We start from the raw sequence: 16845 nt of genomic DNA on the forward strand, positions 1-16845 counted from the left end.
GTCGAGGTAGACGACTCTGCGCCAGGGAAGGCGCATAGGAGCCGGTCGGCTGCTTATCTATCGACGAGTTTTAGGCGAGTTTAACCGAAAGATCCGAGAGCAGGTGTAAGGATAAACCGAAACGTATTTTCGGGCAGTACAAGGACGTTGAGATAGGCGATATAAAAGGGGTAAACGGTTTAAGTGCAGTTAGATCTTCTTGTCCAGAAAAAAGGGGGGAGCGGGGTGGATAACGAGCAGTTCCAGGAACTGGTTTTGAGGCAGCTGCGAGAGCTGACCGAAGGCCAGAGGGCGCTCGCGGATGGGCAGAACAGGCTGGACGCCCGGATGGGGAAGGTAGAGAACCGTCTGGAAGGCCTGGACGCCCGGGTGGGGAAAGTAGAGGACCGGCTGGAGGGTCTGGAGAACCGGATGGGGAAGGTAGAGAACCGTCTGGAAGGTCTGGACGCCCGGGTGGGGAAGGTAGAGGACCGGCTGGAGGGTCTGGAGAACCGGATGGGGAAGGTAGAGAACCGTCTGGAAGGTCTGGACGCCCGGGTGGGGAAGGTAGAAGGCCGGTTGGAAGGCCTGGACATCCGGATGGGGAAAGTGGAAGACCGTATAGGGCAGGTCGAAACCGGGATGGGTGATATCGGAACCCGGATCGATAACCTGGAGAAGCTCCAGCTGCGGGTGGAGACCCGCCTGGACGGTGAAATTCTCGAAAAGATCCGGGCGCTCTTCGATGCCCGCCAGGTATCGCTGGATTACTATGCCAGCATCAAAAACAGTCTGGCACGCATCGAAGAGGGGCTGGACTACCTGCGCCGGCGCACCGCCGAGCACGATTTGAAGTTCCTGGAGTACGACCGTGAATTGCGGTTATTGAGAATGGAAAAAAAATAATGGGGCCGCCCGAACTCAAGCCTCTGGAGAGGGAGGCCGCTGTGCGGATACTGGGGAGCAACCCCTGCATCTGCGTAAGTTTCCCTCGGTGAAAGAGGAAGCCCACCCATTTAGGGGTGGGAGGAGGTCACGGGTAGCAGCAGGAGAAAAACTTTTTTGAGGTGATGGAGATGACGCGCCAAGAGGCTTTGGCCCTCGTCAAGGAAAAGGTTCACACACCCGAGCTCGTCAATCACATGCTGGCCACCGCCGCCATTATGGAGGGGCTGGCCCGGCGGCTGGGCGAGGATGAGGAGAAGTGGTACCTGGCCGGCCTTCTGCACGACATCGACTACGAGGAGACCAAGGACGACCCCGACCGGCACAGCCTGGTGGCGGGGGAGATGCTGGAAGAGCTGGGGTTCGACGGGGAGATTGTCCACGCCGTCAAGGCCCACAACGACCACGAGGGGATCAGCCGCGACACCCTCCTGGCCAAGGCCTTATACGCCACCGACCCCCTCTCCGGCCTGATCACGGCCACCGCCTACGTGATGCCTTCGCGCACCCTCGGGGAGGTCAAGGTGAAGTCCATCAAGAAGAAGTTCAAGGACAAGGCCTTCGCCCGGGGAGCCAACAGGGACCAGATCCGCACCTGTGAGGAGTTCGGCGTTCCCTTGGAGGAGTTCTTCGAGATAGCCCTGAAGGGGATGCAGGGGATAGCCTCTTCTTTAGGCCTGGCCTGAAACGGCCGGACGGTTTTGGAGTAAGGCCGGTTCGCAGTCCGGCAGCGCCCGAGCCGGCCTGAGGTGTCGGGCGAGGACGGGCAGATTGGCGAGACAGGCAGCGGGGGGTTGGAGATGCCAGGAAAGAAGCAAAAAGGAAGGAGCACGCGGAGCAAGAAGGCCGCCGGACGGTCTTTGCAGAAGGCGGCGCAGGGGAAGGTGGTCAGCCTTTCCGAAAAGCGCGGCCGCAAAAAGGTCGTTCCTTTGAGGAGCAAGAAGGAGCGGGAAGCAGTCGCCGCCAAGGGGGTCAGGCGCAGGAGGCCGCGCTTCCGGATTCCGGAGGGCCTCCAGGATTCTATCCGGCGGCTGGCGATCCGCCTGCGGCTGAGCTCCGGGACGGGGGCTGCCGCCTCGAAGAAAGCGGCAGGGCACCAGGGCGGGCCGGCCCGGAGCGGCCGGGGTGAGTGGTTCTCCCGGGCGGCCGCCTCCCTTCAGGGTGTGTTGCCTGCGGAAAGCGGGAGGACGCTGCGGCGGCTCTGCAGCGTCGAGGGCCTGGTTGCCGTCATGCTGGCGGTCCTGCTCTTCTACCCGCCCTACTTCCGCGGTCTCTTCTTCTCCCGGGAGCTGCTGCCGACCCACATGTACACGGCGGTGATCTTCGCTCTTTTCGCATTCTACAAGCTTTCCCGGAGGGAGCTCTCCTTCTTTCGGGCTCCTTTGGACTACGCCGTTTTCATCCTGCTGGGGCTCTATTTCACATCCTCTGCTGTGGCCTGGAATGCCCGGGAAGCCGCGGCGGCGGTCTTGAAGATAGCCAACTACACCGCCGTCTACTGGCTGCTGGCCTCGGTCGTCCGCTCCCTCAACGCCGTGCGCGGCTATCTGGCCGTCTACTTTCTGAGCGGCGCCGGGGTCGCCCTGCTCGGCCTGGGGGCGGCCTTCGGCACTTTCCGCTACAAGGACGCCTTCGTCGGCGGCAGGATCTACTCCAGCCTGCAGTACCCCAACTCCCTGGCCTCGTTCCTGACCGCCGTCAACCTCTTCGGCCTCTACTTCCAGGCGGTGGCCGTGAAGCTCCCCTCCCGCCTGCTGCTGGCGGCGGGCAACTACCTGCTTTTCCTCACCTTCCTGGGAACGCAGTCCCGGGGCGCCTACCTGATCTATCCTTTGGGGCTCATCGTCCTCCTCGCCGGCCTCCCCGGAGGGGCGCGCCTGCGCTCTCTGGGCTGCTTCCTCCTGCAGGCGCTCTGCGCCGTCTTGGTCTCGGGGAGGGTGATGGCCTGCACCGGCGGTGGGGCCGCCCTCAAGGGGTGGCTCTGGGTGCTGGCCGGTGCGGCCTTAGCCGCCGGCCTGCAGTACCTCTGGCACCGCCTGGAGCAGCCGCGTCCTGCCCCTGCACCGGGCGCCCGGCGCCGCCGGCTGAGGCCCTGGGTGCTGCCGGCGGCCGGGGTGCTGGCGGTCCTGATCGCCGCCGGCGGCGGCTACTACGCCCTGCGCCATGCCTCCACACCAGCGGCGGCTGCTGCCCGGATCCTGCCGCAGTCCTGGATGGAGCGGGTGCAGAGCATTTCCCTTCAGGAGAAGAACGCCCAGGAGCGCCTGCTCTGGAGCAGGGATGCTCTTAAGATAATGACCGCCGGGCCGGTCAACGCCCTCCTGGGCACCGGCGGGGGCGGCTGGAATTCCCTCTACCACAAGTATCAGGACTACTACTATTCTTCCACCGAGGTGCACAACCACTTCTTGCAGGTGGGCGTGGAGACGGGCTTCCCCGGCCTGCTGGCCTTTCTCGCCGTCTGGTTCTGCTTCCTCTTAAGCACTGTGGCGGTGCTGAGAGGAAGGGTTGGGGAGGACGTGAAGGGGACGTCCTGGGCGATCTTTGCCGCCGCTCTGGCCCTCGGCATTCACTCCTTCCTGGACTTCAACCTCTCCTTAGGGGCGGTCGCCCTCTTCCTGTGGGGGCTCTTCGGGCTGCAGCGCGGGCTTCAGCGGCTCTTCGTTCCCTCTGAAGAGGCCGCACCCGCAGGGGGGAAGAAGCTAAAGGAGCGCCGGACTTTCACGTCGAGCCCCTTCTTCCAGGGGGCTGCCGTCGGCCTGGCGGCGTTCCTCGTCTTCTTCGTCTCCTTGAATCTCTTCCTGGGTGAGAAGTACGCCGCAGGCGCCACTGCTGCCGCCAAGGAGCAGAACGCCCAGCAGGTCGTGAACGGACTGGAGCGGGCGGCGCAGTGCGATCCCTGGAAGGCCTCCTACAGGATGGAGCTGGGGAGGATCTACATGCAGGCGGGAACTGAGCAGGGGGACGGGAGGCTGCTCGGGCTGGCGCTGGAGAGGCTGCGGGAGGCAGTGCGCCTGAACCGGGGTGACGCCGGTGCCAGGGTTCTCTACGCCGGTGCCCTCTTCAGAGCCGGGCAGGTGGAGGAAGGGGTGCGCCAGCTGGAAGAGGCCTTGTCGCTGGCTCCCCTCCGCCAGAGCCTCTACGAGGACCTCGCCCAGGGCTACCTGAGCGCCGGACGCTACCTGCTGGAGCGGCCGCTGAAGGATTCCCGGCAGGGGGAAGAGGGGACATCCCAGGAGGTCGGGGAGCCGCAGGGGGCAGCGCGGGACTACCTGGTGAAGGCCGCCCAGGTGCCGCAACGCCTGAAGCGGCGCATGGCCGCGGTGCCGGAGGCCTACAGGAGGTACTGGGTCAAAGCGCCGCAGCTGGCGGTGACGCCGTCCCTTCAGCTCTCGGCCGGAGAGGCGGCGGCCCTGCTGGGGCGCCGGGAAGAAGCCGTCGAGTATCTTGCCGGGGCCGAACGGGATGATCGCTTCAAGGCGGAGGCCCTCCTCTGGAGAGGCCTGGTGCTGGAGCGGATGGGACGCTCCGCCGAGGGGAAGGAGCTGGTAGGCCGGGCGCTCGAGCTCAAGCCGGAGCTTGCGGAGGAGCGCGACCGCCTTCAAAGGATCCTCCCCCGGTAGCGCCTGAATTCCGCCGGCAAGGAAAGCAGTATCTAAAATTTTTTCCGCTTCTCGAGCCCGCAAAATGGCCGTAAGCGGCCTTTCCCCCTTCTTCGAACTCGCATCCTTCACGAACGGCCATCTCCAAAATGAAGGCCCTCCGGGCGGCTTTAATCCTCCTCGCCGTCCGGAGGGCGGCAGAGCCCGGACTGCGGGCAGTTCCTGTAGCAATAGTCGGGGCGGCTTTCGCGCGCCCGGAAGGGCGTCGGCCCGCCGGAGCCGCCGCTGGGATACCCCCCGAGGCCTGCGGCCTCCTTCTCCACCAGATCCGCCGCCAGCAGGATCTCCCTGACGCTGGACCAGCGGTGCGGCACGACCAGGCTGCTCCCGTCGCAGAACGAAAACCGCGTCCCGGCCTTCCTCAGACCGCGGTACTCCGGGCGGATCGAGCGGATCTTGGCCTTGACGATGTAGGCGCGCGTCCCGTCGTCCTTGACCCGGGCCTGCCGGGCGCGCACCGGCAGGAGCACCAGGCCGGGGCGGATGGCCACGGGGATGGCGTAACACCTCCCGCAGACCCGGCCGAAGGCCCGCCGCGCCGCCTGCAGGTCGAACAGGAAGGTGCGGGCCAGCTGAGCCAGCAGCGTCTTCGTCTTCAGATCGCTGAAGATGGCCTGTCGGTGCTCCAGCAGAATCCGCGTGCCGTTGGTGCCGTCCCTGGCATAAACGGGAACGAGGCCGATGAGCTCCGGCCAGATCTGAGAAAAATCCACTTTTGGCAACTGCTGCCACCTCCCTTACGCTCGATTATATACGAACATGTGTTCTCATGTCAAGTTCGTGAGCCGTCATCTAATGGCGGTCTTTTTGATCCCCCCTCTGCCGGCCGGGGCTCCTCTCCCCCGCTTTGCCGAGCGCTGGCCGTTGCGGGGACGCCGGGCTCCCCGGTGGGGGCCGTTGAATCTGCGCCGGTTAAAATTCCCCAGTTCCTCTAAAGGGCCGCGGGGGCACTTCTTGCGGCGTTCTCCCTTCAGCGGGGGCCGGCAGCGGCCGCCTGGGTGGGCTCTTTGACCCCGTGGTCAGACGAGCGCAGGTATAGGGACAGCACCTGCTCCAGACGGGTAATGGCCTCCGTCAGGGTGTCCAGCTTCTTTTCCACCCTCACCAGAAGGTAGACCGCCACCAGCATGGGGAAGCCGTAATTTCCGATCTGCATCCAGATGTCCTCCACCTGTCTCCCTCCTCTCCGGTGATCTTTAAAACAGCCTGCCCGCCGGGGGCTCCGGCAGGCAGGGAGTGGTCATAAACGCAGCCTCAATTTAAGGTGTAATGAGTTCCGCCGTCTCCGTGGTCACGATGCGGGCGCTCAGGATGGCGCTGGCGTCCCCGGTCCGGCTTGAGAAAATGTTTTTAGCAATGACCTCATTCATGGCGGACTCCACCTCCTCGGCCGTCAGGTCCGGGCGGGGGTCGGCTACCGAAATGCGGAACCTCCCGCCCCCTTCGGTGATGAACACCATTTCCAGCCTGCTGGCCACTTTTGCTTCACCTCCTTTCCTCAGCTAGGGGATACGCCGCCGTTAGACGGCCGGCTCGAGTACGACCTCGTTCACCCGGCGGATGGAGTCGACCGGGTTGGCCTGCAGCCCGGCCAGGGCCTGTCCGACGGCCAGGACGTCTTCATCGGCGGCGGTTGTCTTGACGCTGCGGTAGGTCCTGGTGGACAGGATGGGGTTTCCGTTGGCGTCGGTGCCGGCCCTCACCACGATCTCCATGGCGCTGGTCAGCGGAATTGCGTTGACGGGCATGGTGTCTCACCTCCTTTTTCTGCTTTTTGAGAGGGCTTGTTTCCCTGTCGCCATCATTATAGAGGGAACAGGTGTTCCCATGCAAAGGCCGCATCAGGGCGTGAAGGGGTGAGTTTTCCCGGGGGTAAACCGGAAATGCGAAGGGCGGGGAAGGCCCGCCCGGAGGTGCGGCCCGTCGGCCTTCTGGCCGGCTCGGTTTAAAGGGAAACACAGGACGCGGGTGGGAGGACAAAAGCGGCGGAGGTGCGCCGGCGGGCAGGGTGCATCCGCCGGAAAGACGGTCGCTGCCGCCGCGGGGCGAATTTCTGAACTGCGCACCCCTTGAGGGGGCGGATTCGGGGCGCATTTTGGAAATACCACTTCATAAAAAAATCCGGGTTTCACGTCCGGCAGGCTTTCTTGCGGATTTGCGCCTGCCCTCGCCGGAAGCGGGGGCAGGGGCGTCCGCGGCCTGAAGCATGGATGCTCACTCCGCCTCAGGCATAAGTGGAGTCCTCACCCCCGCCGGGAGGAGGGGGCTCACTCCGCCGGCCGGGGAGCGACGGATGCCTTTTCCACCTGAGGCAGCGTCGGCGGCAGTAAAAAAGGAGGCGGGGTCTTGCCCCGCCCGTTATGAAGAGCTTTTGAGAGATAGCGTCTTTGCGGTTGTTGAAACCTTGAGGGTCTTCCTTTTCCCTGCGGTTACTCTTTGATCAGCTCCCAGTTGGGTGCGATGGGTTGGGTGGTGTCGGCGTGCCCCAGGATTGCCTCCTGGGTCTCACCCTCCAGCAGGAACTGCACCTTCTCGATCCCCGGGAGTTCGGCCAGGGAGTTGGTGATCGAGTAGAGGGTCATCAGCTCCCCGGCGGAGCCGCCCCAGTGCTTGGTTTGAAACTCTTTGGAGAAGTTCACGTAGGCCACGCCGTCCACCACTTTGACGGAGAGGAGTTTGGCCTCCTGAGGCACGGTGCGGGTAAGGTCCGGGTTCTGCGGCCCCTTGATCAGCTCCTCGATGACGACCTCCTCAAGCGGCCTGGTTTCTTTGGCGACCTCCCGCTCCTCCGGGACCAGATACATCGCCTCCCCGTCGCCGAAGTAAAGGGTGACCTTCGCCAGGGTCTCCTGCGGCTGGGCGCTGATGTCCGGTTTGTTCTGCTCGCTGCTTTTTACCGGCATCCTTTGGGGCTCCGACCTGAGCCAGGCCCCTGTAGCCAGCACCAGGACCGCCGCCAGGGCCACCGCCAGAGCCGCCATTAGAGACTTGCGGAACAGCCGGCTGTTTGTTAACGACATCTCAGACCCTCCCTTTGCGGGTAGTTTTCAAATCCCTGCGGTTCTGTAGCTACTATAACAGCTGCTTATTTCAATTTTATCTCCGATTGTTACAAAAATATTACAGATTGTTAAGGGTTTAAGGGGAAGCTTTTCGGGGCGGGTCCTCAGGAAGCAGGGGGCAGCGGGTGGGGTTGAGGGGGCTTCCGGGAAGCGGGCAGTCCTGCGGCTCAGGCCCCGAAGCCCCCTTTCCGCTGCGGCGGCGTTCGGGGGAAGCGCACCTCGAAGGCCGTTCCCTTCCCCGGTGCGCTCTCCACCGCCACGGTGCCGCCGTGCCGGCGCACCGCCTGCCTGACGATGGCCAGGCCGAGACCGGTGCCACCCGTCGCCCGCGACCGCGCCCGGTCCACCCGGTAGAACCTGTCGAAGATGTAGGGCAGGGCCTCCGGGGGGATGCCGGGGCCGTTGTCCTCGACTCTGACGGCCAGCTCTTCCCCCTCCACCGCAGCTGTGATGGTGACCCGGCCGCCATCTTGGGTGTAGCGCACCGCATTGTCCAGCAGGTTGAGGAAAATGCGGGTGAAGAGCTGGCCGTTGAGCGGCCAGGAGATCCCCTGGGGCTCCTCCTCCAGGTGGATTGCGATCCCCTTCTGAGCCGCTTCCCCCGCCAGCAGCCCCTTGATGTGGGTCAGAAGCGGCCCCACCCTTTCCTCTCCGAAGGTGACGGGGTAATCGGGGTCGTCCAGTTTGGTCAGGTGCAGCATGTCGTCGACGAGGGCCGCCATCCGGTCGGCTTCGCCGTTGATGTCCCGCAGAAAGTCCCGGCAGACCTCCGGGTCCATTTCTTTCGCCTCCAGGAGGGACTGCGCCAGAACCTTGATGGAGGAAAGGGGCGTTTTCAGCTCGTGGGAGGCATCTGCCAGAAAGTGCCTCAGCGTCCTGTCGGCCTCTTCCAGCTTGGCCGCCATTTCGTTGAGATCCCGCGCCAGAAGGCCGATCTCGTCCCGGCTGTTGATCTCTACCCGCCGGTTGAAGTGCCCGGCGGCGATCATCCTGACCGCATCCGCCAGCCGGTTGAGGGAGTTGGCAAAGTGATCGGCCAGCATCAGCCCCACCAGGAGGGCGAGCACCCCTCCGGCGGCGGAGACGGCGGCCAGCAGCCTCCGGGTGTCGGCGACCGCTTCATCGATGTCCTTGAGGTCGGTCACCAGCATCACCGCTCCGGCCACGCTTTCATCCCTGATGATGGGCACGGCGGCGTAGAGCACCCTTTCGCCGCTCTCAAGCCTGTGGACGCCTGTTTTGCCCGTTCCGGAGAGGGCGGAGGTCACCTCCTCGTGCTCCAGCAGTTGTCCTTCCAGCCACTTCTCACCGAAGGAATCCACCGCAACCCTCCCTTTCCGGTCGAGAACCAGGACGCGCGCCTCCATCTGCGTTCCGAAGTCCCTGACGAAGTAGAAGGTGCTGCGGTCGTGGCGCAGGAGGGTCTCCTGACCGGCGAGGGCGATGATGTTGGCGTTGGCCAGGGTTTTCACCCCCCGGTCGTGCAGATAGCTCTCCTCCAGGGCGCGCAGGGCGACACCGTTGATCACCACGAGGATCACGGCGATCACCAGGAGATAGGTGCCGGCCAGCTTGGTGCGGATCCCGAAGCGGGGGGCGTCCCTCCGGCCGGTCGGTGCCGGAGGAACTCTCTCCCCTTTTTCGGCGCCAGTGCCGCCTGCAGGCGGTGTCCCCTGGTCACGGCCTCTTTGATGGGCGCCCTCCCCGGCGTGCCCCTTACCCCTCTTCGTCTGCGAAAACATAGCCTACTCCCCACTTGGTGATGATCCAGCGCGGGCGGGCGGGATCGGGCTCGATCTTCTCCCGCACCCTGCGGATGTAGACGTCGACCACCCTGCTGTCCCCGAAGTAATCCTCCCCCCACACCTGGTCCAGCAGCATTTCCCTGGTGAAGGTGAGCCCGGGGCGGCGGGCCAGCGTCAGCAGGAGGTCGAATTCCCTGGCGGTGAGCTCGACCGGCCTCCCTTCAACGGTTACCCGGCGCCGCCCGGGGTCGATCTCCAGCCCGCCGAAGGTGAGCACCCCTCGGGCAGGCCCGGGCTGCTGAGCGGAGGATGCTGTGCGGCGCAGGACGGCGCGCATCCTGGCGATCAGCTCCCTGGTGTTGAAGGGTTTGGCCAGGTAATCGTCGGCCCCCAGCTCCAGCCCGACTATCTTGTCCACGTCGTCCCCTCTGGCGGTGAGCATGATGATCGGCGTGTTGTCCCTCTGCCGCAGCCTCCGGCAGACCTCCAGGCCGTCGATCTCCGGCAACATCAGGTCGAGGATGATCAGGTCGACCCGGTTGTGGCGCAGGAATTCCAGGGCCTCCTTTCCGTCGTAGGCGGCCGAGACCCGGTAGCCCTCCTTTTCCAGGGCGTACTTAAGCCCCTTGACCAGCGATCTTTCGTCCTCGACGATCAGTACACGCAATCTCATCCCTCCCGCTGCCGCACGTTCCCGGCGCCGCCCCTGCTCCGAGGGCCGTCCGGGGGGTTGTTGCAGGAAAATCTCCCCTTCGGCTCATTGCTTACGGCGCCCGCCTTCAAGCCTCAAAACGGCCGGGCATCCGGGATGGCGTGACGGCAGAAGAATGCATAAAGATCATCCGTGAACCGAAAATCCGCCCCTGTGCCTTTCCCTGTCGTTAGAATTCTCGCTCGGGAAGGCGTATTCCTGTTTTCCAGATCCAGGCTGCCCCTGCGGCGGGCGGCGACAGGCGACAGCGGCCGGCGGCCGGACACCCCGATGTGCAGAAAATACGGGCACCCCTGCAGTAGCAGCCGGCGGCGCCGGAATAACACCCCCTCGCAGAGAAAACGCCTTCTGAGGCCTCCTGTTGTGAGGCCTCCTGCGGCAGCCCGCCGGCCGGAAAACGCCCTTTCGAGCGTCCTTTCCAGGGGAGGAAAGAAATTGCCTCCCGGTGCAGGATTTTGGCAGCTGCCGGCGAAAAGTTATTAATTAAGGTTATGATACCTGATTAATCAGGGAAGGGGGGATTTTGTCTTGGCCGAGGAGAAGAAGAAATATAAATTCGATTTTGAGATCAAGCAGGATCTCTGCATGGACTGCGCCACCTGCTGGTACGTCTGCAACTATGAGGGTGGAAGCGGCGCCGTCTACGTGAATTACAACGGGTCGGCTTATTACGATATCGATAAAGACACCTGCACCAGGTGCGGCCGCTGCTACCGGGCCTGCCCGGTCAACGCCGTGGAGCGCCTCAAAGCTGCGGACGCTTCGTAAACGCCCGACTCCTGAGGTTCCCCATTGCTGCGATGGGGAACTTTTTTGTTCTAAGGGGGGCTTCCCCTCCCGGCGGGCAGCCTTAACCGAAGGGGGCCGGTGCCGGCTGAGCAGGGGGGAGGGCCGAGGGGCCGCACCCCGCCGGAGGGGGCTGAAGGCGCGGCCGCGGCGAAGGCGAACAGCCGGAGCGGCAGAGGCCGTCGGCCCGGCCCCGCGGCCGCCGCCGGGCAGGAAAAGCGTCGGAAGCGGCGAAGTATCCTGGTAGGCGGGCGCCCGGAAGGGCACGGGCAAGAAAGAAGCGGTTTTTGACGAAAGGACGGGTGTGAAGGCCGATGGCTGCCAGAAGCGGAAGAAGGACGGCGCTCGACGGGAAGACCTGGCTGCGCTACTCCATCAGCATCTGGGACGACGTCAAGGACGCCGAAGAGCGCAGCTACCGGCACCCGGCCATGTTTCCCACCAGCCTCACCGACCGGCTGATCGAGATCTTCGGACGGGAAGAGGATGGTTTGGTGCTCGACCCCTTCCTGGGGAGCGGCAGCACCCTCTGCTCCGCCTTTAAAAAAGGGCTGCCCTCCGTCGGCTTCGAGATCTCGGAGGAATACGTCGCCCTCGCCGGGCGGCGGCTGCAGAAGATAGCCGGGCCTCCCGACCGCTATCCCCGCATCATCCAGAAGAGCAGCCTGCAGCTGGAGGAATACCTGGAGCCGGAGAGCGTGAGCCTCTGCATCACCTCCCCCCCTTACTGGAACGTTCTCAACCGGAAGCGCACCGCCGACGGCAAGCCCGTCCGCAACTACGGCTCCCACCCCGAGGACCTGGGGAACGTCGCGGATTACCCGGCTTTCCTGAATGCCCTGCAGCGGGTCTTCGCCGGGGTCTACAAAACCCTGATCCCCGGCTGCTACTGCATCGTCATCGTCATGGACGTCCGCAAGAGGTCGGACTTCTACCCTCTGCACATGGACCTCAGCTTAAAGCTGCGGGAGGTGGGGTTTACCCTGGACGACATCATCATCTGGGACCGCCGCCGGGAGTACAACAACCTGCGCCCCTTGGGTTACCCCACGGTCTTCCGCGTCAACAAGGTGCACGAGTTCATCCTGATCTTCCAGAAGAGGTGACCTTTTATCTCAGAAGGGGCGGCCTTCCGCTCTTCCCGTCCCACACCATCCCTTCCCTTCATCCGGCGGGCTCCGCAGCCCGGCCGGCTGCGCCGTCGCAGGAGGGGCGCTCTGCTGCCTGCTCGAACCCCAGGCTGAAGCCCTGCGAAACTATAATAATAAGCAACTGTCTTCTGAAGAACTCACCATCACGATAATATTGAACTGCACCTCCCGGCTGGCTATAATGTGATCAGGAGGTGTTACATTTATGTCGAATACACGCGTGTTACATATGAGGTTCCCAACCGACGTTATAGCGTCCCTGGAGGAACTCCTGAACGATCTCAACGTAAGCCGGAACGAGTTCATCGTTCAGGCGGTTCGGGAGAAAATCTCTCGTGAGATGCGGCTCCGGGGACTGAAGAAGACCCGCGGTTCCCTCGGGCCTGAGGACGCACCGGATTGGGCGGGAATCCCTGCTGCGGAGTGGGTGCGGAAGGTGCGCAGAGAGGAGAGCAGGTTACCGTATGGCTTTTCTGATTGACACCTGCGTCTTGATCGACCACTTAACCGGCAGGCTGCCTTCCGATGCCTCCACCTGGTTGGAGCAGGTAGTCACCTCCGGGATGGCGGCCACCAGCGTGATCGTGTACCACGAACTCTTATTCGGGGCGCGCACAGAAAAGGCGCGGGCCGCCGTGGAGGAACTGTTGCAGGCGTGGAGCATACTTCCCGTAGACCGCCAGGTTGCAAGGCGCGCTGCGGAAATCCGCCGCGATCAGGCCGCGCAAGGAAGGACCCTCGGAATGGCCGACTGCCTCATAGCGGCGACCGCCGAACTTAAGGGACTGAAGGTGGTAACGGCGAACGTTGAGGATTTTCCCTCAGTCGAAGTGGTTTTCCCCGGCGGTCCCGCAGGGGGCAGCAGCAGGTAGGACTGAGAACGGGAACTGTCAAAGTTTTCTGCGACACGGCGCGCTCGGATGGGCCTGCCGGAGCCGGGCGGCGTTCTGAAAGGGGAGCTGAAGCCTGGGGGCCGCGGCCGCCGTGGACGGAACGGCAGCACGCGGACGGCACAGCAGAGGGACGGGACGTCCGCCGTGTTTCGATCGCTACGGTTTGTGATAAACTATTGGTGAGGGCTGGAAAATATCTGTTAAGGCGGGTGGCTGCGCGTGGAGGCGCTGTCCCAACAGCCTGCCGGACGGCATTCCGGTGCGCCTCTTTAATGTCAGGCCGGCACAGGACGCGGTGGGGGTACTGGAATGATGACGGGGCCGAGAAAGGTGTGAGCGCAGTGGAGTACCTGACGGCCGCGGAAAAAGCGGCGTTGGCTGAGTTGAGAGAAGAGCTGCGGAAGATGCTGGGCGACCGGCTGGTCGGTCTTTACCTCTACGGCTCCAAGGCGAGAGGGGATTACGGGGCCGGTTCCGACGTTGACGTTGCTGTGATCGTAAAAGGACTGACCGGAAATTTAAAAAAAGCCGTCTTCGATAAGGCTGCCGACATCGAGCTTGAGCGCGATCTCTGCCTTTCAACCCTCGTTCTGTCTGAGGAGCAGTTCGAGCTTCTGAAGCGGCGGGAGAGAAGAATAGGGCTGGACATCGAAAGAGAAGGGGTGTCCCTTTTATAGCTATTGTGGCGGGAGGGTGTTTTCTGTGATCGATGAGAATAAGCGGGAAAACATCAGGGAGGAAATCAACAGGGCAAATCATCTTCTCGATGCGGCAGACTATTTGAACGCGGGTGGTTTTTACAACGACGCCGTTTCCCGTTTGTATTATTATCTTTTTTATCACTTTAGAGCGCTGCTTTTATCGGAAGATTTGGAGCCGAAAACCCATGAAGGCATCTCAAGGTTGATAGGGATTCGTTTTGTAAAGCCGGGAATCCTCGACGTGAAAAGCTCACGCGTTTTTTCAAGACTGATGAAATACAGAGAGGAAGCGGATTACAACCCGGCTTTTTCGTTTTCGGAGGATGAATATCTTGAATTAAGGGAAGAAGCGGTAGAGGTTGGAGATGCCGTCAGGGGCTACCTGAGGGAGAAGGGGTATCTCTGATCTGGCTGTGAGCGCAAGCCGTTCACCCCTTCGGAGAGGGATGCCGCTGTGCGGATACTGGGGAGCAACCCCTACATCCGCGTAAGCTTTCCTCGGTGAAAGAGGAAGCCCACCCCTTTAGGGGTGGGAGGAGGTCACTAACCGTTGCTATTGCCCAGGATTTCCCCGAGCGGCTCCCGCAGCTCGATGGGGATGGTGGCGATCTTGCAGCGCTGTCCGGAAACGCTGGTGCGCCCGACCATCACCAGTGCCCGTGACCAGAGGGTGCCGAGGATCGACTGAGGCTTCTTCTCCTCCCAGTAAAAGCCGTCCCCCTCCATGCTCCCGAACTTCCTGGTGACGGCGTTCAGCCTGCTCCAGCCTCCCCGCTGCAGCAGATACTCGAGCAGCTCCCTTTCTGCGGCGTCCAGATTCTCGACGGCTCTGGCAAGGTTTTTCCGGTCGGTGAGAAACTCCACGAGCTGGTCTTCCCGCTCCCGGCGGTGGCGCAACGGCTTCAGGCCGTGCGCCTTGCAGGCTGCCGTCAGCCAATTTGCGGGCATGTTCTTCAGCCCCCTGGCCAGGGTGGCGTCTGCGGGAAGGGTCTTTTTCTCGATCTCCTGGCGCTGATCTTCCGTAAAGAATTTCATTATTCGTTCGGGCAGGGAGAGGAGGTCGTCCCTCAGCTCTGCCTTTTCGATTTCCTCCTCCAGCAGTTCAATCTTCGACCGGATTTCTTCTGTGATCTCGTCCGGATCGATCCTGTTAAGGTAGGCGCGCGCCTGCTCCGGATCATCCATCTGGAGCATGAGTGCGGCAAAGTTGAAGAGAACGGCGGGGTCTTCGGGCGCCGTTTCCTCCAGCAGCTCCATGAGATCCAGGGCTTCCTCCAGTTTATCCTGCTGGCGCAGGAGGTTGGCGAGGGTCATCATGGCCGGGGGATAGTATTTTTCCTGCTGGAGCAAATCCTGCAGCAGGGACGTGGCCTCTGCGATCTTCCCCTGGTCGCGCAGCTCGACGGCGTGCTGCACCACTTTGTCCAGCTCCTCATCCGGCTCCAGCATTACGCTGATGGTTTTGAAGTGAATCAGCCGCTGCTCGCCGTCGATCAGCACGGGAACGGGTTCATCTTCTCGCAGAATGCCCCTGTCTACCAGGGCATGCGCCGCTCCCATTTTCAGAGGGAGGGGAAACCAGGAGTTTTCCAGCACCTTCCGCCCTAGCTTTTCGCCCCACTCCCCACCGTAGTACACCAGATTGTATAAGGCCACCTGGCTCCCTTCCGAATCCCTTTCTTCGGCTATCTGGGCCAGCGTCCTGATTCGGAAGAAGCCGTTCTCCACGCAGCGGCGCCGCGCCTCTTCATCTGCTGCGGCATCCTGAACCATTTTCATGAGCTTCTCCTCGGAGTGGTGTTTGTAGCTCAGCTCAAAGGGGGGAAAGATGTCGCGTTCCATAAGGAAGGCGACCAGTTCCATGTCGGAGAACAGCGGGTGTGCGTGGGCGATTGAGCCCCAAAGGGAGGCGGCTCGCTTGTAGCGGCCCATGTTGAAGGAGGCCACCCCTGCCAGGTACCTGTTCTCGGTGAGAACGTGGTAGGATTCCCAGCGGCGGTAGAGGTCGAACACCAGCCGGTGGTCTCTTAAGTCTCCGGCCGCCTGCATGATGATGGCCGTGTACTCCTGGAACGTGCGCATCTCCAGAGCGCCTGCCCTGCGGTGGCGCAGTGCGGAAAGCCCCTCGTCGAAGGAGCGTTCGGCCTTCCGGAGCCACCGGCGGGCCTCCTTCTCTTGGCCGAGGGAGCAGTAGATCCTGGCGGCCAGGGCGTAGGTAAAGGGGTTCGCCTGACTGCTCCCGCCTTCCGGGTTTAAGAGCGGTTCGATGACCTCGAGGGCGCGCCGGGGCTCTCCTCCCATGAAGACGGCATACGCCAGGTTGTTGCGCGGGGGTGTGGAATCTTCCTCTTTCAGGGCCTCTGCAAAGGCCTCTGCCGCGGCCCGAAAGTCGCCTGCTTCCAGTGCCTCGTGTCCTTTTATGAGAAGCTGCTCTGCCTTATCCGCTTTCACTTTTCTTATTACCTCCCTGGAAGTTGATGGTGCCTTCCTCAGAAGCGGCGGGAAGGTATGGCCTGTCTATAGCTTTTCGGCAAAAAGGGCATTCTTCCTGCCCGGGCGCCGGGGATTTTAAAAAATAAGCGGGGGAAAATTTGCGGCGCTTTTTGTGCCCCCCGGCAGCCTGCCGAGCCGGTGGGGTGCAAGAACCGTTCGTCCCGGGCTATAATGAATAATGTATATCGAAGGGGGGTTAGAAGATGATCCGAAAACAGTTCTACGTCGATCCTCATCATGATTACCTTTTGAAAAAGCTGGCCCGGGCGACGGGGGTTTCTGAAGCGGAACTGGTACGGCGTGCCCTTGAAGCCCACCTGAATGCCTGCATGGCAGCCGGGCACAACTTGAAAGCCTGGGAGGCTGAAAAGGCCTTCATCGAGGATCGCATCAAGATGCAGAGGGAAACCGCCCATCCCTCGGCGGAGATCGGTAGAAGCTGGCGGAGGGATGACCTCTATGACCGGTAAGATTCTTGTGGATACAAACATACTGGTATATGCCTATAACTTATCCGAGCCGGAAAGTGCCGTTTTCGGCGCGTGCCGATGTAAGTTTGCAGCTCCTGCAGCCCCCTTTTCATCATGATATATCTTCCGCGCATAAACGTGCCTGCCTGGCCATTCCTCGTATTCTCTTGTGAAGCAGGAAAATGAAATTCTGCAGAAAAAATGCAGGAAAAACCAGTTTTTTGTAGAATGACCTTATTAAGGTTA

General features: G+C 62.4%; 18 protein-coding genes. 10 read left to right on the top strand and 8 right to left on the bottom strand.

The annotated features are described in order from the left end of the window. The first annotated feature begins 225 nt into the window (after nt 1–225). The 3 genes from TPH_RS01200 (at nt 226) to TPH_RS01210 (ending at nt 4547) form a co-directional block, all read left to right on the top strand. Nucleotides 226–885 carry a hypothetical protein gene (locus tag TPH_RS01200; RefSeq protein ID WP_015049399.1) on the top strand — a complete coding sequence of 220 codons (660 nt, stop codon included), beginning with the start codon at nt 226–228 and terminating at the stop codon, nt 883–885. A 164-nt stretch (nt 886–1049) separates the two neighbouring features. After that, nucleotides 1050–1610, top strand: a complete 561-nt coding sequence (locus TPH_RS01205; protein ID WP_330216587.1) for an HD domain-containing protein — start codon at nt 1050–1052, stop codon at nt 1608–1610. A 114-nt stretch (nt 1611–1724) separates the two neighbouring features. Continuing rightward, complete coding sequence (locus tag TPH_RS01210) at nt 1725–4547, top strand: O-antigen ligase family protein (RefSeq protein ID WP_015049402.1); 2823 nt, start codon at nt 1725–1727, stop codon at nt 4545–4547. Between the two features lie 149 nt (nt 4548–4696). On the opposite strand, the gene TPH_RS01215 is transcribed toward TPH_RS01210, so the two are convergent. The 7 genes from TPH_RS01215 to TPH_RS01250 all read right to left on the bottom strand — a co-directional run bounded on the left by TPH_RS01215 (nt 4697) and on the right by TPH_RS01250 (nt 10066). Continuing rightward, nucleotides 4697–5308 carry a hypothetical protein gene (locus tag TPH_RS01215; RefSeq protein ID WP_015049403.1) on the bottom strand — a complete coding sequence of 204 codons (612 nt, stop codon included), beginning with the start codon at nt 5306–5308 and terminating at the stop codon, nt 4697–4699. A 248-nt stretch (nt 5309–5556) separates the two neighbouring features. After that, nucleotides 5557–5757, bottom strand: coding sequence for a YvrJ family protein (locus TPH_RS14555; protein ID WP_028991184.1), 201 nt, complete (start codon nt 5755–5757; stop codon nt 5557–5559). Nucleotides 5758–5845: 88 nt separating this feature from the next. Next, nucleotides 5846–6064: a DUF2922 domain-containing protein gene (locus tag TPH_RS01225; RefSeq protein ID WP_015049405.1), complete on the bottom strand. Its 219-nt coding sequence runs from the start codon at nt 6062–6064 to the stop codon at nt 5846–5848. A gap of 42 nt (nt 6065–6106) precedes the next feature. Further along, entirely contained in the window at nt 6107–6334 is a 228-nt protein-coding gene (locus tag TPH_RS01230) for a DUF1659 domain-containing protein (RefSeq protein WP_015049406.1), read from the bottom strand. Between the two features lie 681 nt (nt 6335–7015). After that, nucleotides 7016–7606, bottom strand: a complete 591-nt coding sequence (locus TPH_RS01240; RefSeq protein ID WP_015049407.1) for a GerMN domain-containing protein — start codon at nt 7604–7606, stop codon at nt 7016–7018. A 209-nt stretch (nt 7607–7815) separates the two neighbouring features. After that, the gene (locus tag TPH_RS01245; RefSeq protein WP_015049408.1) at nt 7816–9390 is read right to left on the bottom strand and encodes a sensor histidine kinase; all 1575 of its coding nucleotides are present in this window, start codon (nt 9388–9390) and stop codon (nt 7816–7818) included. Beyond that, nucleotides 9365–10066, bottom strand: a complete 702-nt coding sequence (locus tag TPH_RS01250) for a response regulator transcription factor (RefSeq protein WP_028991182.1) — start codon at nt 10064–10066, stop codon at nt 9365–9367. The genes TPH_RS01245 and TPH_RS01250 overlap by 26 nt, the downstream gene beginning before the upstream one ends. A gap of 567 nt (nt 10067–10633) precedes the next feature. Here TPH_RS01250 and TPH_RS01260 point away from each other — a divergent pair. The 6 genes from TPH_RS01260 to TPH_RS01290 all read left to right on the top strand — a co-directional run bounded on the left by TPH_RS01260 (nt 10634) and on the right by TPH_RS01290 (nt 14042). Further along, the gene (locus tag TPH_RS01260; RefSeq protein ID WP_015049410.1) at nt 10634–10873 is read left to right on the top strand and encodes a 4Fe-4S dicluster-binding protein; all 240 of its coding nucleotides are present in this window, start codon (nt 10634–10636) and stop codon (nt 10871–10873) included. Nucleotides 10874–11205: 332 nt separating this feature from the next. Continuing rightward, nucleotides 11206–11997, top strand: coding sequence for a DNA methyltransferase (locus tag TPH_RS01270; protein ID WP_015049411.1), 792 nt, complete (start codon nt 11206–11208; stop codon nt 11995–11997). A 250-nt stretch (nt 11998–12247) separates the two neighbouring features. Then, complete coding sequence (locus tag TPH_RS01275; protein WP_015049412.1) at nt 12248–12523, top strand: YlcI/YnfO family protein; 276 nt, start codon at nt 12248–12250, stop codon at nt 12521–12523. Then, entirely contained in the window at nt 12507–12914 is a 408-nt protein-coding gene (locus tag TPH_RS01280; protein WP_015049413.1) for a type II toxin-antitoxin system VapC family toxin, read from the top strand. Before TPH_RS01275 ends, TPH_RS01280 begins: the two co-directional genes overlap by 17 nt. Before the next feature lie 230 nt (nt 12915–13144). After that, entirely contained in the window at nt 13145–13612 is a 468-nt protein-coding gene (locus TPH_RS01285) for a nucleotidyltransferase domain-containing protein (RefSeq protein ID WP_201764471.1), read from the top strand. A gap of 25 nt (nt 13613–13637) precedes the next feature. After that, nucleotides 13638–14042, top strand: a complete 405-nt coding sequence (locus TPH_RS01290) for a HEPN domain-containing protein (protein WP_015049415.1) — start codon at nt 13638–13640, stop codon at nt 14040–14042. A 137-nt stretch (nt 14043–14179) separates the two neighbouring features. Here the strand turns inward: TPH_RS01290 and TPH_RS01295 are convergent, their stop codons facing one another. After that, entirely contained in the window at nt 14180–16087 is a 1908-nt protein-coding gene (locus tag TPH_RS01295; protein ID WP_015049416.1) for a tetratricopeptide repeat protein, read from the bottom strand. Nucleotides 16088–16332: 245 nt separating this feature from the next. Between TPH_RS01295 and TPH_RS01300 the strand changes: the two genes are divergently transcribed. Then, nucleotides 16333–16599, top strand: coding sequence for a ribbon-helix-helix domain-containing protein (locus tag TPH_RS01300; RefSeq protein ID WP_015049417.1), 267 nt, complete (start codon nt 16333–16335; stop codon nt 16597–16599). The last annotated feature ends 246 nt before the right edge of the window (nt 16600–16845 follow it).

Origin of the sequence: Thermacetogenium phaeum DSM 12270, from assembly GCF_000305935.1 — a bacterium.
GTDB classification, from domain to species: Bacteria; Bacillota; DSM-12270; order Thermacetogeniales; family Thermacetogeniaceae; genus Thermacetogenium; species Thermacetogenium phaeum.